The 24,144-nt window shown below is 36.4% G+C and carries 21 protein-coding genes; 2 read left to right on the top strand and 19 right to left on the bottom strand.

Annotation, left to right across the window (positions count from 1 at the left end; translation table 11 throughout):
• Nucleotides 1–79: 79 nt before the first annotated feature.
• The 4 genes from AB3U99_RS19985 to AB3U99_RS20000 all read right to left on the bottom strand — a co-directional run bounded on the left by AB3U99_RS19985 (nucleotide 80) and on the right by AB3U99_RS20000 (nucleotide 3,277).
• The gene (locus AB3U99_RS19985) at nucleotides 80–226 is read right to left on the bottom strand and encodes a hypothetical protein (protein ID WP_400243470.1); all 147 of its coding nucleotides are present in this window, start codon (nucleotides 224–226) and stop codon (nucleotides 80–82) included.
• Between the two features lie 14 nt (nucleotides 227–240).
• Nucleotides 241–582 (bottom strand): single-stranded DNA-binding protein, encoded by a 342-nt coding sequence (locus tag AB3U99_RS19990; RefSeq protein ID WP_400243471.1) that lies wholly within the window; start codon nucleotides 580–582, stop codon nucleotides 241–243.
• Between the two features lie 283 nt (nucleotides 583–865).
• Nucleotides 866–2,602 (bottom strand): phospho-sugar mutase, encoded by a 1,737-nt coding sequence (locus AB3U99_RS19995; RefSeq protein WP_400243473.1) that lies wholly within the window; start codon nucleotides 2,600–2,602, stop codon nucleotides 866–868.
• Nucleotides 2,603–2,770: 168 nt separating this feature from the next.
• Nucleotides 2,771–3,277 carry a hypothetical protein gene (locus tag AB3U99_RS20000; RefSeq protein WP_400243474.1) on the bottom strand — a complete coding sequence of 169 codons (507 nt, stop codon included), beginning with the start codon at nucleotides 3,275–3,277 and terminating at the stop codon, nucleotides 2,771–2,773.
• A gap of 255 nt (nucleotides 3,278–3,532) precedes the next feature.
• Here AB3U99_RS20000 and AB3U99_RS20005 point away from each other — a divergent pair, with 255 nt between their 5' ends.
• Complete coding sequence (locus tag AB3U99_RS20005) at nucleotides 3,533–5,221, top strand: methyl-accepting chemotaxis protein (RefSeq protein WP_400243475.1); 1,689 nt, start codon at nucleotides 3,533–3,535, stop codon at nucleotides 5,219–5,221.
• A 579-nt stretch (nucleotides 5,222–5,800) separates the two neighbouring features.
• Here AB3U99_RS20005 and AB3U99_RS20010 read toward each other — a convergent pair.
• The 13 genes from AB3U99_RS20010 to AB3U99_RS20070 all read right to left on the bottom strand — a co-directional run bounded on the left by AB3U99_RS20010 (nucleotide 5,801) and on the right by AB3U99_RS20070 (nucleotide 21,011).
• Nucleotides 5,801–7,273: an MFS transporter gene (locus AB3U99_RS20010; protein ID WP_400243476.1), complete on the bottom strand. Its 1,473-nt coding sequence runs from the start codon at nucleotides 7,271–7,273 to the stop codon at nucleotides 5,801–5,803.
• 292 nt (nucleotides 7,274–7,565) lie between these two features.
• A complete protein-coding gene (locus AB3U99_RS20015) occupies nucleotides 7,566–8,186 on the bottom strand; it encodes a cysteine hydrolase family protein (RefSeq protein WP_400243477.1) in 621 nt (206 codons plus the stop codon).
• A gap of 63 nt (nucleotides 8,187–8,249) precedes the next feature.
• The gene (locus AB3U99_RS20020) at nucleotides 8,250–9,284 is read right to left on the bottom strand and encodes an ABC transporter substrate-binding protein (protein ID WP_400243479.1); all 1,035 of its coding nucleotides are present in this window, start codon (nucleotides 9,282–9,284) and stop codon (nucleotides 8,250–8,252) included.
• Nucleotides 9,285–9,330: 46 nt separating this feature from the next.
• Entirely contained in the window at nucleotides 9,331–10,194 is an 864-nt protein-coding gene (locus AB3U99_RS20025; protein WP_400243480.1) for an ABC transporter permease, read from the bottom strand.
• Between the two features lie 26 nt (nucleotides 10,195–10,220).
• The gene (locus AB3U99_RS20030; RefSeq protein WP_400243481.1) at nucleotides 10,221–10,991 is read right to left on the bottom strand and encodes an ABC transporter ATP-binding protein; all 771 of its coding nucleotides are present in this window, start codon (nucleotides 10,989–10,991) and stop codon (nucleotides 10,221–10,223) included.
• Between the two features lie 139 nt (nucleotides 10,992–11,130).
• Nucleotides 11,131–11,472 (bottom strand): DUF2294 domain-containing protein, encoded by a 342-nt coding sequence (locus AB3U99_RS20035; RefSeq protein WP_400243482.1) that lies wholly within the window; start codon nucleotides 11,470–11,472, stop codon nucleotides 11,131–11,133.
• 296 nt (nucleotides 11,473–11,768) lie between these two features.
• On the bottom strand, nucleotides 11,769–13,202 hold the full coding sequence (locus AB3U99_RS20040) for an NAD-dependent succinate-semialdehyde dehydrogenase (RefSeq protein WP_400243483.1): 1,434 nt from the start codon (nucleotides 13,200–13,202) through the stop codon (nucleotides 11,769–11,771).
• 298 nt (nucleotides 13,203–13,500) lie between these two features.
• On the bottom strand, nucleotides 13,501–15,753 hold the full coding sequence (locus AB3U99_RS20045) for a hypothetical protein (RefSeq protein WP_400243485.1): 2,253 nt from the start codon (nucleotides 15,751–15,753) through the stop codon (nucleotides 13,501–13,503).
• Nucleotides 15,754–16,006: 253 nt separating this feature from the next.
• On the bottom strand, nucleotides 16,007–16,447 hold the full coding sequence (locus tag AB3U99_RS20050; protein WP_400243486.1) for a VanZ family protein: 441 nt from the start codon (nucleotides 16,445–16,447) through the stop codon (nucleotides 16,007–16,009).
• Nucleotides 16,448–17,491: 1,044 nt separating this feature from the next.
• Complete coding sequence (locus tag AB3U99_RS20055) at nucleotides 17,492–18,439, bottom strand: nuclease-related domain-containing protein (RefSeq protein ID WP_400243487.1); 948 nt, start codon at nucleotides 18,437–18,439, stop codon at nucleotides 17,492–17,494.
• 24 nt (nucleotides 18,440–18,463) lie between these two features.
• Nucleotides 18,464–19,459 carry an acryloyl-CoA reductase gene (locus AB3U99_RS20060; RefSeq protein ID WP_400248130.1) on the bottom strand — a complete coding sequence of 332 codons (996 nt, stop codon included), beginning with the start codon at nucleotides 19,457–19,459 and terminating at the stop codon, nucleotides 18,464–18,466.
• Between the two features lie 107 nt (nucleotides 19,460–19,566).
• Entirely contained in the window at nucleotides 19,567–20,379 is an 813-nt protein-coding gene (locus AB3U99_RS20065) for a MurR/RpiR family transcriptional regulator (RefSeq protein WP_400243489.1), read from the bottom strand.
• Nucleotides 20,380–20,414: 35 nt separating this feature from the next.
• On the bottom strand, nucleotides 20,415–21,011 hold the full coding sequence (locus AB3U99_RS20070; protein ID WP_400243491.1) for an AAA family ATPase: 597 nt from the start codon (nucleotides 21,009–21,011) through the stop codon (nucleotides 20,415–20,417).
• 193 nt (nucleotides 21,012–21,204) lie between these two features.
• On the opposite strand from AB3U99_RS20070, the gene AB3U99_RS20075 reads away from it, so the two are divergent.
• The gene (locus AB3U99_RS20075; RefSeq protein ID WP_400248131.1) at nucleotides 21,205–22,293 is read left to right on the top strand and encodes an iron-containing alcohol dehydrogenase family protein; all 1,089 of its coding nucleotides are present in this window, start codon (nucleotides 21,205–21,207) and stop codon (nucleotides 22,291–22,293) included.
• 31 nt (nucleotides 22,294–22,324) lie between these two features.
• Here the strand turns inward: AB3U99_RS20075 and AB3U99_RS20080 are convergent, their stop codons facing one another.
• Nucleotides 22,325–23,188, bottom strand: a complete 864-nt coding sequence (locus AB3U99_RS20080; protein ID WP_400243492.1) for an NAD(P)-dependent oxidoreductase — start codon at nucleotides 23,186–23,188, stop codon at nucleotides 22,325–22,327.
• Nucleotides 23,189–23,353: 165 nt separating this feature from the next.
• Nucleotides 23,354–24,043, bottom strand: a complete 690-nt coding sequence (gene ric, locus AB3U99_RS20085) for an iron-sulfur cluster repair di-iron protein (RefSeq protein WP_400243494.1) — start codon at nucleotides 24,041–24,043, stop codon at nucleotides 23,354–23,356.
• Nucleotides 24,044–24,144 lie beyond the last annotated feature (101 nt).

Genomic DNA, 24,144 nt, shown 5'->3' on the forward strand with positions numbered 1-24,144 from the left:
TCTAATAAGGATTGATTGTTTCAAAGAGAATTTTGAAACGGAAAGTTAATTGGTGTGAGTAGTGTATAGGGTGAAAGTCTTAAGATGTTGGGGAAGTACGAGAGATGTTTTCCATGTGAATAATATGTTCTAATTGTTTTATTCTTACATTACATTGTTCTAATTTTTCATTTGTCTTTGCTTGCATTTTTATTAATGTAACCATTAGATCTGGTACATTATTCACGAAGCTTTCCTCCTTTAAGGAATAGTATGTTCTACTTTTTTATTACTTAAAAACCGAACGGATTCTGCTATAACTTCTGTTACATAAATCCTTTTACTATCCTGATTTTCATAGTTTCTTGTATGGATGCGACCAACAATTCCTACTAACGAGCCCTTATGACAATACTGTGCCGTATTCTCTGCTACCTTATTCCAAAACGTACACTGTACAAAATCAGCATCATAATCGCCTGCTTGATTTTTATAGTTTCTATTTACTGCGACAGTAACAGTCACTATAGAGGTTCCCTCTTGTGTGACTCTTAGCTCTGGATCCTTCGTTAGCCTTCCTACTAAAGTAACCTGATTAATCATCCTCTCCCTCCTTTCTGTCTTAAATTAGTTAAATCATACTATTAATGAGGGAGATTGCAAAATGTCGAAATTTCAAGTTTTGTCATAAATCCGCCATAAAATACCCAATTTTCGCCTAGGCCATTTTTAAGAATTTGCACATAAAAGGGCTCAAAATTTCAAATTTTGCATTTTTTCAAAAGCACAAAAAAATCTCCTCTTAAGGTGCGTTATAAGCATCTTAAGAGGAGATTCGATTATTAAAATTAGTTCCTTTTAGTTATTACTCTACGCAATTTAGCTATTACTTATTATATCCATCGATTACAGCGTTCACTTGCTCCATTACGCCTGCCTTCAATGCTTCGAGCTTACTTGTGCTTTCTTCCAAAGAAGAACTATTTACGCTAAAATAGAACTTCGCTTTTGGCTCTGTTCCAGAAGGGCGTAAGCAGAACCATGAACCATCTTCTAGATAATATTTGATTACATTGGACTTTGGTAAATCAATCAATGTTTCTGTTAAGCCTTCATGACGTTGACTTGTTAAATAGTCTTCTACTGAAACAACATTTAAGCCATTAACTTCTTTGATTGGAGCTTTACGGAAAGTGTCCATAATATAAGCAATTTGTTCTGCTCCATCTTTCCCTTTCAATGTTAAGGACTCTAATCCTTCTTGATAGAAGCCGTACTTTTCAAAGATTTCTAGTAAACCTTCGTAAAGCGTTAAGCCTTTTGCTTTATAGTATGCAGCAACTTCTGCAGCAAAAATGGCAGATTGAACAGCATCTTTATCACGAACAAAATCACCAACTAAATAGCCATAGCTTTCTTCATATCCAAAAAGGAATGTATGCTCATGTGTTTGTTCGAATTCTTTAATTTTTTCACCAATAAATTTAAATCCTGTTAATGTATCGATTGTAGGAATTCCATAGGCTTTGGCAACTGTACGGCCAATTTCAGATGTTACAATCGTTTTAATAATCACACCATTTTCAGGAAGAATACCTTTCTCTTTCTTCTCTGATAATAGATATTCAATCATCAATGCACCTAATTGATTTCCAGTAAGAACCGTGTATTCTCCACTTAAATCTTTAACCGCAACTCCTAATCTGTCTGCATCCGGATCTGTTGCTAGAAGAATATCCGCATCGATTTCTTTTCCATAACGAATCGCAATTTCAAAAGCGGCATGCTCTTCTGGATTTGGCGATTTTACTGTTGAAAAGTTTGCATCAGGCAATTCCTGTTCTTTCACGATTGTTACATTTTCAAATCCAAATGCTTCTAATCCTTCACGAACTGGCTTGTTTCCTGTACCATGTAATGGAGTATAAACAATTTTTAAATCTTTTGCTTCTGGCAAACGATTTAATTGGATTGTCTTTAATTGTTCTACATAGGCAACATCCACATCTGCCCCAATATATGTTAATAACCCTTGTTCTAATAATTCTTTTTCTTCTAGAACTTCAATTGTAAGTTCATCTTCTACTGCATTTACATATTTAATAATTGTATCTGCAGCCTCAGGAGGAAGTTGTCCACCATCTTCTCCATATGCCTTAAATCCATTATACTCAGGAGGATTGTGACTTGCGGTAATCACTACTCCAGCAAATGTATTTAGATAGCGTACAGCAAAAGATAATGCTGGTGTAGGACGAAGCTCTTCAAATACATAAGATTTAACTCCAAGCTTACCCACTACTTTCGCAACCTCTAAAGCAAATTCTGGAGACTGATGACGGGAATCATAAGCAACAGCTACCCCGCGTTTCATCGCTTCCTCGCCTTGTTCTACTATGTATTTCCCTAATCCTTCTGCTGCTTTACGAACAGTATAAATATTCATGCGGTTAATACCAGGTCCTAATTCTCCACGCATACCACCAGTACCGAATTCCAAATGCTTATAAAAACTGTCCTCCAGCAACTTATCAGATGTTTGTAAATCTGTTAGTTGTGCTTTTAAGTTAGCTTCTAATCCTGCAAAACTTGTCCACTTTTCTACGATATCTTTATATACCATTGTCGCTGATCTCCCACCTTTAAATTAATGTGACTATCTAACTTAACATTACCTAAAATATGTATATAAGTAAAGATTTTTTAAAAAGCATTATCACGGAACCCTTCCCCCATTTCAGGACTATTCACCTAAATGAAAAAAGGGTTCCAATTAGACTTATCATTGTAATTATTTTCTTCTCCACATTTTCGCAAGAGGACCACTTTCCCCATAAACTGGATCAGCTACAGGGAAAACTGCATTTTCTATCTCCTCCAGTACACCTTTTAAGTCCTCCTCCACGTCTTTTTTCACATTATATGCCTCTCCATTAGGATATGCACCGATCACTTCAAAATCTGGTGAAGCTGATAATTTTTTATGACCTGTTCCAGCTGGAAGCAATAAGATATCTCCATTCTTTACAATAAGCTTCGATCCTCCTTCCCCACCTATTTGTAATAGAGCGGATCCTTTTTTAATACCAAGTACTTCATGTGTATTGCTATGATAATGATGGTATGGAAAAACTCCATTGGTCCAACTATTTTTCCAATTATTAAAATGAAAAACTTTTTCTATATTTTCCTCCTTATTCTCCATTGCCCTTTTATAATGTAATGCAGGCAGATAAGGATGATTAGGTATATATCTATTTTGTTCGAAATAATACATTGTAATATCCGGATTAGCCATGGATGCACACCTCTTTATCTATTGATATTACTGTATACCCGTCATTTTCTTAAATCATTCCTTTAGTTAGCATCACTAAACACCCTTGATTCTTTTGAATTATTACCGCTTTTCTTTCAATTCCGACTTTTGTTTTTCTACTAAAAATAAGGTAATTCACGTCGATACAAATCGAAGTACATTATGTTGCTAGATTCTTATGAATTCCTTATTAAACCATTTCAACTTATGCGTCAACAAAGAAAGGAGAATAAAATGAGAAAATCAATTAAGCATAAATTATTAGCAAGTTTTCTGATTGTTTCTATTTTATTTATGATTCTGTCCTATTATTCTTATAGAAGTACAAAGGAAACTACAGAAACATATGATTATATAATCGAAACAGTTACAGAATTACGCTCTATATCAGAACAAATCAACACAAATGCAGCTAGACAAATTTCCAACGTAAGGGGCTATTTTGTCTATGGAACCTCCGATTACAAAAGCAGGGTAAATGGAGCAAGCAGTAATATCGATACTTTCGTTAACAACGGTATTGAAATCTCTACTGATGCAGAAATAGAAAAGCGATTAAATGAATTAAAGACTTTAAACAAAGAACTTACACATAAGGCAAACGCACTGATGAATAGCAATAACCCTTCTCAAGCTACTTTAGATGAGATAACTACATTATCAGACAGCTTATCTGAACAGGCTGAGACTTTAAATATTCTGCTGACAAATGATATTCTGAATCCAGAAATTGAAAGTGCTCAAACACAATCTGAGCAAAAAATGATGTTAGTTGTGATTTTTAGTGTTTTAGTCACTGCTATTTCTTTAGCTATTGGTTTCCTTCAATCTTCTCTTATTACTAAGCCGATTCAAAATTTAAAAACAAATATGCAGAAAGTTGCTAAGGGGAACTTACATACAGATACATTTCCAATTAAAGCAAAAGATGAAATTTATCAATTAAACGAAGCTTTTGAGCAAATGAAAAACAATTTATCGCTCATGATTTCCAATATGACGGAGAGCTCTAATCTTGTAGCAGCCTCCGCAGAACAATTAAATGCAAGTGCAGAACAATCCAGTAGTGCATCTAGTGCAATCGCATCCTCTATTCAGTCGATTGCCGAGAGCAATGAGCATACGATTGCTAAAATATCTGATAACACACTTGCACTAGATTCGATTCTTGACGGAGTGGAGACAATTAAGAAACGTTCCTTGCATGTGTCTGCATTATCACAAGCTGCTTTTACAAGTGCAGAAAAAGAAACGAAACAAATTCATGATAATTTAAATCAAATGGAGTTCATCTATGACTCTGTTCAACGTTCCAATTCAATAATTGCTGCCTTGGCCGAACGATCAAATGAAATTGGAAAAATGATTGAATTAATAAGCAATATCGCTGACCAAACAAATCTATTAGCGTTAAATGCTGCCATTGAGGCTGCTAGAGCAGGGGAAAATGGCAAAGGATTCGCAGTCGTTGCCGATGAAGTCCGTAAATTAGCGGAACAATCACAAGCTTCTGCACAAGATATTTCACAGTCCTTGCACGGAATTCAACAGGATACATCAGAAGCAGTCACCATGTTGAATGAGACATTGGATCGAGCGAAGATAGGAGTAAACATATCAACAAATACCGTTGAATCCTTCTCCACTATTGTATCAAACACGCAAAAGGTAGCTCCAGAAATAGAAGAGGTTGCCCAAACAGTGGCTATGATTACAACACAAATTAAAGATGTGGTAGAGGTTGCTAACGAGATTGCCCTTCTTTCTAAAGAAAATGGGAGTGGTACAGAAGAGGTTGCTGCTTCTACAGAGGAACAAATGGCATCCATGGAAGAGATTAAAGCTTCCGCTGAATCCTTATCTGGTATGGCCGATGAATTAATGGATATTGTATCGCAGTTTAATCATAAAGAAGATATTTGAAATTAGATGTGAAAGAGAGGCTGGGACAAAACTAAATAGCCATAGATAAACCCGAACAACCATAAGATAGTTCCAAATGATTGTTCGGGTTTATATTGGTTTATAAAAGGCTGTTTCAGTAAAGATGGTGTTATTATCCGCAGCCTGAATACACTTCGCTTTCCATGGGGCGAGCGCCGAGCCGCTTCGTCACTTAAGTTCCTGCAGGGTCTCGGACTTTCTCGCAGCTCCCATAGGAGTCTACGTGTATTCAGGCTGCTCCGTCTTTCCAATTAATTATTTATTTCTATTTCCATAATAGTTTATAGAAAACAATCTTTAAAAATGAATTAGTTTTTATACTGACTATATATAAACTCATAAATAATTAGCATGAAAAAGCAGCCTTTTTTAGAGCTAAATTAAGGATTGTTCTTCTTTACAGGTTGGCTATTTAGTTTTGTCCCAGCCTCTTTTTGTGGGGATTTAGCTTGCTTGGGTTTGGCTCATTTATCTTTCTTTTGGATCATATCCCAATGCTTTTGCTAAGAATATTTATTTTCGAAGCAAAATTTACAAGAATCAGCTTTACAAAAGTCTTTATGAAAACTCTCTTTCCTCCTGGCCTTTTCTTCGCACAAGGGTATAGACAAAATAGATACCAATCAACACTAAAAGGACAAACAAAAGCAGAAATAAATAACGAAACCCTAGCATTACTGCCTCGAATTCTGAGCGCCTTGTATCATTCATCCAATCTGTTATTGTACCATCTAGCCATGTATTCATAAAAGTGATTGCAAGTGCTGTTCCGATAACCATTCCTATATTTCTTAACAGAGCAATGGTACTGCTCATCATTCCTAAAAATTGCAGGGGAACATAAAGCATCATAATGCTGTAATTAGGTGAGGTTAAAATCCCCATTGAAAAACCTAATAGACTAAACAAAATGATTAATGTAGCTAAAGATGTTCCTGGTGATAAAAAACTGAGACCGAGCATTGTCATACATAATAGTCCTAACCCAATTACTACAACCTTTCCCCCGCCAAACTGGTCAGATAGTGATCCACTAATTGGACCTAGCACTGCAAGAAATAATGGATAACACATTAATAAAAACCCTGATTGATCTGCCGAGAATCCTAATACTCCTCGTAAATAAAACGGCATAATGACAGTAGAAGCAAACGCTGCACAATAGCTCGCCATTAAAATCAGTCCACCTGCTTTAACGATTTGGGAAGAAAAAATCGATGGCTGTATAAAGGGATTCTCTTCCTTCTTGCTATGGAAAAAAAAGAATAGAAAACATGCAACACTAACACATGCTATTCCTAATAAATATATCTTATAAACACCCTCCCCTATAGAGTTTAGTACAAAAACAAACGAAACAATCCCTACCCCAAAATAGATACTCCCTTTATAATCAAAACGAGAGTCCTGAAAGCTTTTATCTGCCGGAACAAATTTTTGTGCTAAAAAATAGGCTCCGATGCTTATTGGCACAACGGTCCAAAATAACATATGCCAAGAAAAGGCTTCGATAAAGAACCCACCAACGGAAGGACCTAATAACGCCCCAATTCCAACAGACGTACTGATTATGCCAAGTGCCTTTCCACGATGTTTTTCAGGATAGGCATCTGTTACAATTGCCATATTAACTGCCTGTAACATGGCAGCGCCACTACCTTGGATAACTCTGGCCATAATTAAAATAGGGATACTTGGTGATAGTGCAGAACCACATGCCCCTGCCGCAAAAACAAGATAGCCAAGATTATGTATACGTTTCTTTCCAAACTGATCAGCCAGTTTCCCCATTAACGGTAAAAACAACATTATCGATAAGAGGTAGCCATTGACAATCCATTGTGTAATAGATAGCTTTGCAGAAAAGTCAATCGAAATATCGGTTAAGGCAATATTGACAAAACCCGCAGAAAAATGGGATAAGAATGCACCTGTACATACAGATGTCAATAGAAGTATCGATTGGTACTTTTTGTCCTCAGCTTCCGTTCTATCCCTTGCCCCCAAATAACTTATCTTGTGTTTGGTCATTCGAATCATCCTTTATGGTGTTGAACTCTGCATATATTTTTAATAAAGTGAAACTTCCATCAGTGGGGGTACCTTCATCCCCCATTGATGGTTAGTTGAACCAATCAGACCTATACGGACAGTTGATCTCCCACCTATCCCTCGAATTCTCCTAGTAAGAGGCGAGAGTCTCACTGTCCGTTTAGAGTGGGATAAACGGACATAAATGGGAGAGTGCCGCTTCATTCATTCTCTCCTATAAAAGTTCCATTCCTTTCTAAATCAATCAAAGATTCACTTGCAACGAATTAATTCATTCACTCCCTACTGGTAAAGCTTGAATAGACTGAATTACTTCTTTACTAGTAGCAACTGTACCAAAAAACTGATTGATTGTTTGCAAGGTCATATCGTGTGCCTCTCTTGAGAAAGCTGCTGTACAATCAGATAAGAAAATTACATCATAATCAAGCATAAATCCATCTCTTGCCGTTGATTCCACACATATATTTGTACTAACCCCTGCCATTAAAAGTGTCTCGATCTTCAAGGCTCTAAGTACCGAATCCAATCTTGTATTGATAAATGCACTGTATCGATGTTTTATAACAATAACATCATCTTTATCTGGTTCTAATTGATAAAATTGCGCTCCCCAAGTATCCTTTCTACATAAGTTTGTCTGATTTTTTCCTTTTAATCGTTTAATCCAAGTTTCTGAATCCGTACTATCCTCATGGATTGTCTGGATATATATAATTGGAACATTTACTTCTTTCATAGATGAAATCATATTTTTTAGTTTAGGCATCATTTCTTCCACCATGGAAACATCCAAATCCTGTTGAGCCAAACATCCTTCTTTATGACAATAATCATTCTGAACATCGACAATAAGTAAAGCACTATGTTGTGGATTCCATTCCAACTTCATCTGTTTCATCCTTTCAAGTCAAATTCATTTCTACTCTTTTACCGAATTTCTAGCAATTATCGTTTATTTGGAAAGTGCCTCTACAAACTGCATGTCAATTAACTCATCGTAACTATAGCCATTTGTATAAACGCCTGTTTTTTCTACAACCTCCATTGGTTTCGCAAGTGCTTCTTCCGTTATAAATCCATCCTTACTCCAAAGGCTATCTGCATAAGCTCGATCGAGTGAAGCCTGCAAGCTATCTTCTGAAGTGGAAGGAAACTCCTGTTTTAAAATCTCCAGCGCCAATTCATGATCCTCATCAATCAACTTTAAACCTTTCATAACGGCGCTTACAAAGCTTTTTACCGTCTCTGGATCTTCTTCTATTGTTGATTTCTTAACACTTAAAACAGAATATGGATAATCCCCTAGACTTGCAAAGCAGTAAAATGGTTCCGCCCAGACATCTTTATTTATTCCTTCTGTAATTTGCGGTTCCGCTCCATTTGCGATATCAGCCTGACCAGATTCCACTAAAGAGACGACAGCACTAGCATCTGCTGGTTCTTCTAGTTTGACATCTTTTTCAGGATCTAATCCTACATCCATTAATAACCAGCGAGTTAATAGGTTAGGACTACCGCCAAAACGCCCTGCCGCAATTGTTTTCCCTTTTAAATAGTCAGCAAGGCTCTCTTTACTAGTATCTGTTATTGTTTGTTCTGTATCCGCCATTAAGTACACATTGGCTCGATTTACGACATTTACTACAGAAACAATCGGATCAGAGTTACCTGTGTTTGCCATCTGATTGGATTCTGGACCACCGATATTTCCCCATGCATCGCCACTTACTACAGAAGTAACATGAGCTCCTCCTGTTGCTGTAATGACTTCCACCTCAAGCCCCTCTTCTTCAAAGAAGCCTTCTCGAATCGCTGCGTATAATGGCAAATAACCAATTAAGTGAACTGGTTCTGCAATAACTAGCTTTTTTGTTCCATTTTCAGACTTTTCTTCTCCACTTGTACCTTCTGAAGAGGAACATCCACTTAAAATCATTAAAAGAATCAACAGATAAACTCCAGCTTTAGAGTATACACTTTTTTTCATTTACTTTTCTCTCCCTCTATACATGCTTTTTATTAATCTATAATCGTTACTCCCTTATTCTTCTTCCTCTTAATAAACGTTTTTCTAGCCATACAGTGCCTACATACATAAATACAGATAGAATGGATAAAACAACCACACCTACCCAAACTAAATTGATATTCATAATTTGTCCCGCATACAAAATCATTCGACCGATTCCTTGTCTAGAGCTAATAAATTCACCTACGATTGTTCCAGCTAAAGCTAACGCAATATTAATTTTTAAACTACTGACAATCCATGGCATTGCGGACGGGATAACGACTTTCGCAAAAATATGATATTTTTTGGCACCTAAGGAAAAAAGCATCTTTTCTAAATCTTTATCAACACTTTTCACCCCACTATGTGCCGCAATAGCTGTGACAATAACAGTCATCATAAACGCCAAGACGACCTTAGAACTAAAACCAATTCCAAAAAGAATGACTAGTACAGGGGCCAATGCTAATTTCGGAATAGCGTTAAAAGCAATTAAATAAGGCTCCGCTATTCTCGAATAAAAGTTGGACCACCAGAAAGATAGTCCAAGTAATGAGCCAAAAAAAGTCCCTAAAAGAAATCCTAAAATCGTTGCTCCTGAAGTATAGAGGAGATCACTCCATAATGTCCCTTCCGTAAAAGCAATAAGACCTGTTTCCCATATTATCGTCGGACTGCTCCAGTAATAAGAATCAATGATTTTCCACTTTGCTAACAGTTCCCATAAAACGAAGACAAGAATACCGATTAAAAGCTGCCCAATAAAAGTGATCCGTTTCCTTCTTCTCTCCTTTAGCTCTTCATCCTCAATAAGAATGGAAGATTCTCCCACCTCTTTCACTTTCACCTTATGTGGCAATATGATTTGCTCTGGATTGTCTCGCATATCTATTCCTCCTCCTTTATGTAAATTTATTTTTTTAAGACTGCTTCTTCCTTTAATAAAGCAAATAAATGCTGTTTAAAATCAATGAAAGCTGGCTGTAATAGCGTTTGTTCATTTCGTGGTCTTGATAAATGTACATCTACTTTTTCCTTAATACGTCCAGGTCTCGGCGATAGAACATAAATTTCATCTGACAAATAAATCGCTTCATCTATGTCATGGGTTAAAAAAAGAATCGTTTTCTTAAAATCAGTCCAAATATCGAGCAGCCATGTTTGCATCAGCAACCTAGTCTGTGCATCTAAAGCGCCAAATGGTTCATCAAGCAAAATGATATCTTGATCGTATAGAAGGGTTCGTAATAATGCAGCTCTTTGTCTCATACCCCCAGATAATTCATCTGGGTAATGATATTCAAACCCACCTAATCCATATTTTTGCAGAAGGGGCATTGCTCTTTCTATCGCCACTTTCTTGCTGACTCCCTTGATTTCCAATCCTAATATCACGTTTTGCAAAATACTTCTCCAGGGTAGTAGCAAATCTTTTTGAAGCATATAGCCTACATTTCCATTTTTTCCGACGATATTCTGGCCATCGAGAAGCACTTCACCTGTAGTTGGTTTTATAAGACCCGCAATAATATTAAATAACGTCGATTTTCCACAGCCGCTCGGACCAATTAAACTGATAAATTTTCCTTGTTCGATTTTTAAATTGGCATCCTTTAAGGCCACAACCTCCTTCCCTTCTTTTTTAAAAATTTTATTTGTTTGGCGAACTTCTAGTTTATACATAGTCAAACTCCCTTCTGTCCTTTGAATTGCAACGATAAATACACTTGCATTTTCCAAATAAAAAAACCGTCAGAATTTACCGAACGTGATCGCTCAGTCTAATTCTGACGGTTTTCCTGCTCTCTTAAAAAGAGTTCATTTAACCAGCCAAATAGGATTCAATTTTCTTTTCCAACAAAATAATTGTTCCACTAATTTCTCTCATGGAATCATAATCCTTTAATATTAACTGCACATTAAAGTGCAGTTTTTCTTCTAAATTACGCAAAAGCAGCTCCTTGTATTTATCAATTAATAGACGATCAATGATCTCCGCAAGGTTATCACTTGAACTTTCTATTATTTCCAGTACAGGAATACGCTTATGCTTAGCAATAATAATAATTTTATTATCCATGAAACTAATCTGCTGTTCGGTAAGCCCAACTTTGAAAATCAATTGATTCACAAGATTGTTTTCCCTCATGATGCTTTGCTTCAATTCTCCTAGTGTTCTTGGTAGTTGATCAACTAAAATGATTATCACCCCCAATAGATATAGCAGAATGAATGAACGATTCCTTTGTCTATCGAATGCTCACATCATACAAGCAAAACGTAATCTGTCCACTTTTAAAATAGTGAATATTCTGTTTATTGGATAATATCATATCTTTGTACGACTTTCTTGCTTTTTGTCAGAATTTCTTACTCTATTTTTTAAAAAAATCGATTTCATCTAATTTATTTTCTATGCTCGCTACCTGAATAATTAATTTCCCCTATAAAAAAAACGTATTAAAGCTCTAGTTCTAGGGAAAGAAATTTATACTCTAGGTATTCCTCCAAGCCATATTTTCCACCTTCACGCCCAACTCCAGATTCCTTTATTCCGCCAAATGGAGCTTGTGCTGTTGTTGGTACCGGGTCATTAATCCCGATTATTCCGTATTGTAGTCTTTCGGACATTCTAAAGACACGAGATACATCCTTTGTGTAAAAATATGCTGCTAATCCATAAGAAGTATCATTTGCTAGACGTAATGCTTCCTCTTCTGTATCAAACTCAAAAATTGGCGCTACTGGTCCGAATGTTTCTTCTGTAGCAATTTTCATCTCATGGGTAGCATGTAATAAAATGGTCGGTTCATAGAAATGTCCTTTTTCATAAAGTTCGCCTGCTGGTTTCTTTCCTCCATATACTACTTTTGCGCCTTTTTTAATAGAATCAGAAATATGGTCCTCTGTTTTAGCTATCGCAGCTTCATTAATAAGCGGTCCAATTGTTACTTCTGGCTGTAGCCCATTTCCAACTACTAATTTCTCCATTTTTGTTATCAATATTTCAGAGAAACGTTCTGCCATGCTTTTCTGGACATAAATACGATTTGTGCATATGCATGTCTGCCCTGCATTACGAAACTTACTTGCAATAACTCCTTCTCCTGCTTTTTCTAAATCGGCATCTTCAAAAATGATGAAGGGGGCATGTCCACCTAACTCCATCGATATTTTTTTCATGGTAGCCGCTGCTTTTGCTGCAAGCTCTTTACCAACCTTTGTTGATCCTGTAAAGGTTATTTTTCTTACTTCCTGTCTTTCCATCATCGCATCGCCAATTGGAGCTGCTTCTCCATGGACTAAATTTAACACACCTTTTGGCAGTCCTATTTCATGAAATATCTTCATTACCTCAATCGCTGTTAATGGAGTGGATTCAGCCGGCTTTAAGACAACCGTACATCCAGCAGCAAGAGCCGGCGCAATTTTTCGAGCAAGCATAGCGATTGGAAAATTCCATGGCGTAATGGCACCAACTACACCAACTGGCTGTCTTAGCACAATGATTCGCTTTGTTTCAGAACTGGATGGAATTGTATCCCCATAGACTCGTTTTCCTTCTTCGGCGTACCATTCCAAATAATCAGCAGCTAAGTTCACTTCTCCCTTCGCCTCTGCAATTGGTTTTCCCATCTCAGTCGTAATAATTGTTGCGAGATGATCTATTCTCTCCCTTAACTTTTCCGATACTGTTTTCAAGTAAAAAGCCCGTTCTTTAGCTGTTTTCTTGGACCATGAGGGTAAAGCATTCTTTGCTGCCTCGATTGCCAGATTTCCCTCTTCCTTTCCGCCTCTTGCTATCTGTTCAATGACCTCACCGGTAGCTGGATTATAGACTGGATAGGTTTCTCCTGAGGCTGCATGACACCATTCTCCATTAATGTATTGCATTTCTATTCTCCTTTCTCGTCTGTTTTTCCTTATCATAGCAAATTTTTCACTTAAATCCACTTCATTAGCCTGCTATCTTATTTTAAAAAAACTTCTGATTATATAAAAAATTTACCTCTATAGAAAACGGAGCATCTCATAAAAAGATACTCCGTTTTTTTAATTTACATAGGTGAAACTTCCATCAGTAGTGGTTTTCCCCTCCCCCCACTAATGGATAGTTGAACCAATCGGACCTATACGGACAGTTGATCTCCCAGCTAGCTTCCTCGAATTCTCTTAAGAAAGAGGGAGAGTCTTACTGAAGTTTAAGAGTGGGATAAAAATACCCTACGATACCTAAAATGACAAGCACGATTAATAGTACACCATATTTTCGAAAAAACCTTACTCCTGGATTTGCAGTTTGCTCACGCACATCTTTTAATAACTTTTTCAATGATTGTGAACGGATACTTGTTAATTCTCTTTTCATGTCTTTTTTCTTCCAAATGGAGTTTCGATCTGCTATTAAATAATCCTTTAAAGCATGGCTAAATCTTGGACTTGTCCCAAATTTTTTCAGGGACCATTCAATATAATCAAGCATTTCATCTTCTGAACCGTAAATGGCAATATACGAAAAAACTTGGCGATACTCTACCCCTTCCATTCCTCCAGGAAATAGAAGAAGGAAACGTTCATATGGTTTAAATAGACCATTGTCTTTAATAATCTCCAGTGCCAGATCACTTGCTTTCGCTTTGATTGGCATACTTGCCATACGAAAAACATGCTGGATTTGTTCCAGAGGTAGATAGAAGTATGTATACAGCAGCTCTAGCACTTCAAATTTTTCTTTCTCCCAGCCCTTAATCTCAAAGCTACGTTCCTCTTTATCTAGTAAAAATATTTCTCCAAAATTCTTCACGTCTGCGAGATTTACTTTTTCTAGCTGTAATTGCACCAAAAGCTGTGCCTTTACATCAGGCAGTACCATTCGTTTATACGACTGAAATGGAATGGATCTTTCAAAGTACGTAATTACTTCAAAAACGACAGAAATAGGATGACTACTTTTTTTGACTTCATAAACCAATCTATTTTTCGTCAATTTTAAGAATACCGCATTATGTTCGAAAGAGGCATTAACATTCAATAATTTTTTTATATTAATCAATACATCTGATAAGGAGTGCTGAAAGCTGAATTTATCCTTTAAGTAATCTTCCATAATCTCTGCATAAGAAAAAATATCACTCATATAAGATAAAACTTGCTGATAGGTGTCTGGATATTTTTCCAAAATACCCCATAACGATTGGCAGATGGCTTCTCCTTCATAGTATGCAAGGCTTTTAACTGTAAATTCAACCACATTTACATGCTCTACTACCTTTTGAATTTCCAAAACCAATTTCAAATAGTCCTGTACTATCGAAGCATCCTTCATTATTACTTCTCTATGAAGCAAGTGCGTGAATATGTTTACCAGTTCACCTTTTTCCCGATGATTTTTTTGAAGAAAAGTTAACAGCATTTGTAAAGTGGCTACTTTATCCTTTTCATAAAAATAGTAATCTAGCTTTTCCATATAAAACAACAGAAATAAATCATCATATGTTTGAATAGTTAGTTTCTTTTGCTGATCTAACCCTTGTAAGGCGCGCTCACAGTATATGAAAAATTCGTCAAGCTCTGTGGCAGTTTGAAGTGCCTCATAAGCGAAATGCAGATAATCATGTTCTTCTTCCTTAAAGTTCAACCCATTGCTTTTATGCTGGCTTAAGTCAAAAGTAAATTGATTCTCCACCGATCTGTTCCGAAGACGAATCGATCCTTGTTCCACAAACATAACATGGATATTTTCTATAATCTCCGGTTCGCTATGAAACGTGGTTGCTCCAAACAATTTTCTTGTTTCATAGGGCATATAAAGAAATAGTAATTCCAATAGCCACATGGCATATTTATGTTGCATGTGATGTGGAGCCTGAAACGATATATATACTCTTTTCTTTTCAGCGACTGCAGTAATGCACGCACACAGCAGCTCCTTAAATTTCTTTTCATCCAACTGTAAAACATGAAACAGTTCTTGCTTTTTGGCAAATATATTTTCTTTTTTATAAGCTATATGTTCGATTTCTTCTAGTTCACCCTTTAGATTTTCCATATCTTCCAAGCCATAAAAGTCTTCAATATGAAAGATTTGGGAAGGCTGAAGGATCCATTCTTCTTTTCTATTTGCCGGAATAATATAATTATGTACAAAAAGACGGTTCTTTTGCTTAGAGCTTTCTGCAGGTACAAAATTAGATTTTCCTATAATGAATTCACCTGACTCAGGCTGAATCATTGTAAATAGCGGCGGATAGGCGTCTATTTCTTTATCACCGCTTTTCTTTAATTCACTCGGCATATGATAGGTACTAATGGGATTAAGATATTTTTTTACGAAGCTTTCATCAACGTTAGGCGAAATGACTATTGTATCAGCACCCTCACCGGTAAGAAAAAAACCTTTACTATCCCTAGTTACTATTTGCTGCTGTATCAGGCTTTTTCCCATTATTCTCTCCCCCTTCTTCTCCCTAATAGGCATTTACTGCAAATTTTATCAAAAATCGTATACAAAAACGCTAAAGTAATATCAATTAAAAAACAGCATAATTATCGATTCTAATGGTCCGTTTTCCTAAAAAACATTTCATTCTCCTAATTAGGAGAGTAATTATCCCCTGAATATGGATAAATAAAAAAACAGCTAATACCTGTATTATACAGGCATGCTGTTTTTTTAAAAACCAACTTTGCAAGACTTTTCAAAGAAATATAGAAATTCTTTTCTTCATCTCTCTAAATCCTCGAAATATCCCGTACCCCAAAACAGTCCCAAATGTATTTAAAATCAAATCGTCTATATCACTCCATCTATTTTCCATAAACCACTGCATCATTTCAATCGAGCAAGATAGCCCTGCCCCCGCTAATAGCACAGTTCGAAAGGCATTTCTTTTTGGAAAGGATAATGAATAGAATACTCCAAATGGAATAAACATAACAATATTTCCAATATTATTTATAATAGCAGAAAATACACTACCATCTAGGAAAATCTTCTTTATTATCAAAAAGGGAGTAAAATTATGTCCACCTTTGGCGATACCAGTTCCTAAATACATATTGGGAAACATTGTTAAATAAACGATAGATAATAAAGAAGTGAGAAATAAACCATCAATAACTATTTGTCTTCTACTCATAGAACATCCTACATTTTTTGTTTTTTAATTAGATTATCCATTTATTTGGTGTTTTATTCCAGGATTTTATTTGTGGGGAGATTGTGGGGAGATGTCGGGGCTTCTCTGTTACGTTTCCTTCTGTTTATTCTGGTTGTGTGTGGGCTTAGAGATGGGGGCTCTGTTACTTTGGTTACTGCTTTTTCCGGCTTTCGGGCTTAGAGAGGCGTTCTCTGTTACCTTGGCCACTCCTTTTTCCGGATTTCGGGCTTAGAGATGGGGGCTCTGTTACCTTGGCCACTCCTTTTTCCGGCTTTCGGGCTCAGAGAGGCGTTCTCTGTTACCTTAACACCTTCTTTTGCTGGATTTCGGGCTCAGAGACGCTCTCTCTGTTACCTTAGCCACTCCTTTTTCCGGCTTTCGGGCTTAGAGAGGCGTTCTCTGTTACCTTAACATCTTCTTTTGCTGGATTTCGGGCTCAGAGACGCTCTCTCTGGTACTTTGGCCACTCCTTTTTCCGGCTTTCGGGCTTAGAGAGGCGTTCTCTGTTACCTTAACACCTTCTTTTGCTGGATTTCGGGCTCAGAGAGGCGCTCTCTGTTACCTTAGCCACTCCTTTTTCCGGCTTTCGGGCTCAGAGAGGCGTTCTCTGTTACCTTAGCCACTCCTTTTTCCGGATTTCGGGCTTAGAGAGGCGTTCTCTGTTACCTTAGCCACTCCTTTTTCCGGCTTTCGGGCTTAGAGAGGCGTTCTCTGTTACCTTAACATCTTCTTTTGCTGGATTTCGGGCTCAGAGAGGCGCTCTCTGTTACCTTGGCCACTCCTTTTTCCGGCTTTCGGGCTTAGAGAGGCGTTCTCTGTTACCTTAACACCTTCTTTTGCTGGATTTCGGGCTCAGAGAGGCGCTCTCTGTTACCTTAACACCTTCTTTTGCTGGATTTAGAGCTCAGAGACGCTCTCTCTATTACCTTCCAATCCTCTTTTTTTTAGGGGTCAGACTGTCTCTATTACTTTCCCACTCAAGATTAATAAACTTAATCATTCTTTCAATCATTCTTTCAATCATTATTCAAAATAACTCCAACGATTGTTTCCGATTAGCTTATAATGCTTTTCTAATATTTTTCGGATCCTTTTCTTCGAAGCAATAATTCTACACCAATCATATAATAGGGGTGTTGTTATTTTTTCATTGGGGAAAAGTATCTTAAGTTCTTCTACATTTCGTAATACCACCTTTTCGAATGCTTCTTCATGTCCACATTCTTTGCAAAGTACATTCGTTCCTGCTTCTGCTACTTCGAATGAGTTGCACACTTCGCAGAAAATACCTTTCTGTAATTCTTTATATTCATAGGGTGGTAATTTTGAAAAAGGGGACATGTTGATATGCAATGATGTTAATTTTTCAGCCAGTTGCTTCTGAAACTTATTTAGCTTCGAGGAATGATGGTCCATCCCTTTTAAATATCGCTGGATTTGAGTTGGAAAAATAAATGGTAAAGTAAAGGATGCTTGGTAGAGGGTAAACTCGGGATTAATAAAGACAACAGAGGAGGTAATTGTTTTATTTTCCCATCCATATTTTTGAAGTAATTGTTGAAATAGTGTTTCATTTCTCCTTATTTGATTGATTGGATTACTGATTTCCTTATGATTCATCGTATAGATGCGCTCATCCTGATAATAATAATCCCCTTCATAATTTTTTATTTCAAAAAGGTGAATTCCTTTAGAACTGATAATAGTGGAGTCTATTTGAAAGGTAGTGTTGTTTATTTGAAGTAACAAATCATTGATTATATAACAGTCCTCTAAAAGATTTTCCGTTATTTTATCAAACCTTTTTTCTCCTTCTAAGCCTTTTTGCAAATTAGCTAAATACTGCTTTTCATTCGAACTAAGTTCCAGCCGTAAATTCAAGGATTGTAAAGCGAGGATTTCTGGAGATGCTGTACGAGATTTATAGTGCATACTAATTGTCTCAACCTTTCTTTCTTTTATAGAGGCCATTCCGGAAGAACAGCCTCTCTTTTTTTACTCAACAGAAACAATAATTCTTCCTGTTATTCCGCCTTCCAAAATAGTTGGCAATTCTTCCGGCAGTTGCTTTAAAGATATTTCCTTGAAAACGAACGCAGATAGATTTTCTGGCTTTAAATCATTTGCGATTCTCTCCCAGATTGCTCGTCTTTTCTCCATTGGACAATAAACGGAGTCGATTCCAAGCAGGTTTACTCCCCGCAGGATAAATGGAAATACACTTGTCGGCACAGCTCCTCCACCTGTTAATCCACTTACTGCGACTGATCCGCCATATGTTATTTTACTAATAATAGCAGCCAATGATTCTCCACCGACAGGATCAATTGCTCCAGCCCATAATTGCTTGTCCAATGCTTTTACCTTGCCGTTATATACTTCTTCTCTGCCGATGACACTTGATGCTCCGATGCTTGTTAAATAGTCCTCGGCCTCTTTCTTTCCTGAACTTGCAACGACTTCAAAACCTAATTTAGAAAGCATGGCTACACCGAAGCTACCTACACCACCTGTGGCACCTGTAACCAATACAGGTCCATTTTCTGGTTTCATACCATTATCCAATAAACGTTGCACAGAAAGAGCTGTCGTAAATCCTGCTGTCCCGATAATCATCGCTTCTTTCAGACTTAATCCTGTTGGTAGCGGAACGATCCAATCTGCTGGAATACGGGCATATTCACTATAACCGCCAGAATGAGATACACCAATTTCATAGCTAGTAGCAATGACAGGATCCCCTTCTTTAAAACGGCTATCTTCTGATGAAACGACAATACCTGCCAAATCAATTCCTGGGATATGCGGAAAGGAGCGCACAATTTTGCCATCAGGTGTACTAGCAAGTCCATCTTTATAATTAACTCCAGAATAATGAACCTTTATAACTACCTCACCAGATGATAAATCTTCTAAAAAAACATGCTTTGTTTCTACTGAAAAATTGCCCTCTTTATTATCAACTACGACTGCTTGAAAATTTTTTTCCATCATTATGTCACCTCGTACTCATAGTACCAATTAAAAAATAGCAGGTCAAAGCAAAGAAATTACCCTATTATCATAGTAATAACACAGAATTCTCTAACATACCGAAATTAATTTACGCTCTTAACTAAATAAAGCTTTTGATAAAATGCAATGGCAAAATCAAAAAAGTACATAAGACCAAATCGCTCAGAGGAGAAACCTGTTCGATCATATGTTTTTCCATGGAGACGATATACCATATCAGCTGAGTCTATAAATGGAACCTTTTCATTATGAGTAATGATAATTATTTTCGCTTTACTCTTTTGTATGGATTGAATCAACTCCCTATTTCCTTCTATAAACCTTCCAGAAGGACTTGTGATAATTGCAACAGATTCTTTGTCTAATTCTGCTATATCCTCCATTTGCTCTTGTATATCTGAAAAAGCATGAACAAATTTCCCATACTTTACTAGGCGATATTGGAAGTCTTGAGCCATTGCTTGTGATAATTGGGTTCCAAAAAAGGAAACCTTCTTAGAATGATGGATAATGTCTAAAATTTTTCTCACATTCGCAACATCCATCCCTTTTTCCATCGTCTCAAGCCAATCTACCATTTTTTGATAAAACTGCTTTTGAAGCTCTGCACCAACTTCATTCACTTGTAATCCTTGATCAATATATTCATCCACTGGATTTTCTAGCCTGTCATTTTTAGCAATATCTTTAAATTCTTGAAAAGAGGCATAGCCAATTTTCTTACAGAATCTCGTAATTGCGGCAGGAGATGTGTAGCAGGATTCCGCCAAAATGCTGATATTCATATTAGCAATACGATGTACATCCTTTAATAGAGCTAATGCAATGAAATAATTTGTATCTTTTGTTTTGTAATTATTTATAAAATCTAATAGACGAAAAATAATATCTTTCAATATGTACCACCATAATTCATTTAATTTATTAATCTTTACTTAAATAAGCTAATTTCCTTAAGCTTGATCAAGAAGCGATCCATTCTTTTTCTAAGTAGATTTCTTTCCTCTTTTTTCAGTTTTAAGCCTGTAACTTGTGCAATTTTATCTAGGACTTCCTCTACAGTTAAACCATCTGTATCCACATGTTCTTTAAATAAAGGTCTTTGTAGCTGCTGTAATCGAGCTTCTGCTTGTTTGAATGCCCAGGAATTTTCACCTTCTAATCTGCTTCGCAACCTTTTTTTAATCGTAGCTTTCGATGCCATAAGTGTAACATGCTTAACACTTATTTGATCCTTCCGTAATCGAGAGAGAATTTCGTGAAAGTATTCTTCATTCGTGATTGTCATTGGTACAATAATGATTCCTTCATAATTTATGGCAATTTGTTTTAATAAGGAATAGTTCGTTTCTCTCCACATAGAAAAATCTTGAAAATCGTCCTTTTGTAATGACTTAGGAATATTTTTCATCAATACAAATCCAAAGCTTTCTGGATCAAAAACAAATGCTTTTTCTACTCTTTTCTCTAACTCATAGGCTGTTGTCGTTTTCCCTGAACCAAATGTTCCATTAATCCAAATAATCATAGGATTCCCCCAAACAGAAAATTCTTCTCTTTACTATAGCAAATTTATAAAGCATTCTTTTTATTACTTTCTTCTAAATGATAGATTTTTTTGAAAAGAATACCTACTTTTCGTTTCCCGAAAGTTGTATAATTTTTAGAATAATAGAATTTATTACTATTGGATAATTGTGAGGAGGAAAAAAACAATGCAAATTCAACCAGAGGATATCGTTAGAAGTGGTCCTAATCAATATATTTGTAAAGAAGGAATTCTAAAGGAATTAAGTAGTTTTCTGTCTCCTTTTCAATCTCCTACCATAATAACAGGCTATAAGTCTTTTCAAGCATTTTCACAGTATGTCGATACTATTCCTTTTGATTGGCAAATTATTCAACATGCGGGCTATAGTTCTCAACAAGCAGTGGATCAAATCTCTAAAAGGTGTACAGATACAGATGTAATCGTCGGAATGGGTGGCGGTCTTATTTTAGATACGGCTAAAGCTATTGCAAATCAATTAAATATCGAAGTGGTATTAATTCCAACCGTTGCTGGAACCTGTGCTGCAAGTACTCCGTTAAGCGTGATTTATTCGCCCGTAGGAGTATTTGAAAGAGTAGCTTATCATAGTCGATCTAGTTATTTAACATTAGTCGATCCTTCCTTTTTAATTCATGCACCGATTGATTATTTAAAAAGCGGTATTGGCGATACATTAACAAAGTGGTACGAAGCAGAAGCTATCATTCGCAATGCGAACGATGACAGATCACAATCTTTATTTGTGCAAGCAGCTTTAAGCCAGTCTGTTTTCATCCGCGATATTTTGCTAAAGGAAAGCATTGAAGCAGTTCAAAATAGCGAAGCAGGTATTGTGACACCAAGCTTTACTAAAACGATTGAAGCAGTCATCGCTTTAGCAGGAACAGTAGGTGGATTTGGAGGAAGATATGGCAGAATGTCTGGCGCGCATGCCATTCACAACGGACTAAGCTTTATCGAAGAAACACATACAATTCTTCATGGACAAAAGGTAGCATATGGCATTTTAGTTCAGCTCGCCTTAGAAAATCGCATAGACGAAATCGAAGCATTATTATCCTATTATCAGAAGCTTGGTTTCCCTACCAATTTAGCAGATTTAAATATTGTCGACAATCAAACAGAAGCCTTGCATAAGATTGCTGCACACGCTGTTAATCCAAAAGAATCTCTTCAGCTGATGGGATCGTATTCTGCGGATGAAGTCATAGCAGCAATGAAGGTACTTGAAAGTCTCACTAGCATAAAACAAGTGTAAAGCTTGTAATGGAGATGAATCTAACATCGCATTAAAGCGATGTTGAGCCATCTCCTTTTAGCTCTTTTAATACAGCCATCACATCTAATTCCCCTAGCCCCTTTTCAAGTGCAGTCTGGTAGGTTTTATTTGCAGATGCCCCAATGGCCAGTAATTCCATTGTTTCACTTGCTAAGCGCAAATCCTTCGCCATATGCTTTAGTGCAAATGCTGCTGGAAATTCATTATTTAATATAGACGGTGTTTTCATTTTGGAAATAGCTGTTCCAACCGCACTCTCATTAATAATTGTTAACATGTCTTCCTGCTTGATTCCTTGTTTTTCCGCAAAAAGAACAGATTCAGCAATTCCCTGTACAGTAATCCCCAATAAAAGATTAATTGCTAATTTAGCATTACTGCCAGCTCCAGAATTCCCGAGATAAATAGATAGTTTACTCATCGGTTCAAATACGGATTTAACCTGTTCATACACTTCTTCATCTCCACCAACTAAGACGAGTAGTTTCCCTTCCTTTGCTGGTTGAACACTTCCTGAAACTGGAGCATCAAGATATTTTACCCCATTTTCTAAAGCGGTGTTGTATATTAATTGAGACGTTTGCGGGGAAATAGTACTCATATCAATAAATACTTTTCCTGCTTCTGCATGGGATAAAATCCCGTTTTCAATATAAATGCTTTTCACAGCATTATCGTCAGATACCATAGTAAAAATGACATCACTTTTATCAACTAGTTCTGTTAACGAAGAAGCCTGGTTAGCACCAAGTGCAGCCAGTTCCTCTCCTTTATCAGGTGTGCGATTATAAAATGTTAATTCAAAACCAGCCTTTACTAACTTTAAAGCCATCGGAATTCCCATATTTCCTAATCCAATCCAACCAATTTTCATGCTAATATCCCGTCCTTCCCATCCTATATTCATACACATTTTACCATATTTCATATAAAAATACGTATTTAAAAGGTATATGCTAGGTTAAAATATAATAAAAAGAGGCTTCCCCCCATTTTTACTTTCGGGAACCCTCCTCTCTCAGTTCTTTTTCTCAGATTTTTATAGCCTTCTAAACAATATATTATTCTCTAAATGAATATGATCAAATGTTAAGCTTTCCAATTCTTCCAATTTTAAATAAGTTAATCGATAAGTATTGCATGCATGAACAGGAATTGTATAATCCTCTGTAGCTTGACGGATTTTCTTCAGTATATCGCCTGCCCCTTCATGCTCCTCTTCTAATATACTAATTTCTGCTCTTGCTTCTTCAAGAATTTCTAGTGATTTATTAGAATCATATTCCTTTACCTTAGGAAAAATCCGTTGTTCTTCTCCAAGCAAATGTTGCTCTAATTCATCTTTTAATAAGAAAAATTGGGTATATACTTCTTTCAAATGAGTGTCTCTTTCCCCATGCACACGGTATACTTTACTCACAAATGCAGATAATTCTTCTAGTAAATCTCTTGTTTTTGCATGATAATGGCGAATGATATGGTTCACTAAATCTGTTAATGACATATTCATCCAATCCACTTCTTCCGTTGCTTGCATTTGCTCGTACATGATATTGAGCACTTTTATTAAATCCTTATCTTCAAGCTGTAAGGATTTAATAACTTCGCCTATTGGACGATTCCCTCCACAGCAAAAATCAATTTTATATTCTTTAAATAGCTTACTAGCAGCTGGAAACTTAATAATAATATCGCCTGTTTTTGTATCCTCTGTAAAAATGGTACTCATTTTGACACTCTCCTTTATTAGAATAGCTTCAGTATAGGAGAAAAAAGCAAAGTAAAATAGGATTGAAATCACATATCAATCATTGTTATAATTTATTTAGA

The sequence above is a fragment of the Niallia tiangongensis genome (assembly GCF_044704065.1).
In the GTDB taxonomy this organism is placed as follows: domain Bacteria; phylum Bacillota; class Bacilli; order Bacillales; family Cytobacillaceae; genus Niallia; species Niallia tiangongensis.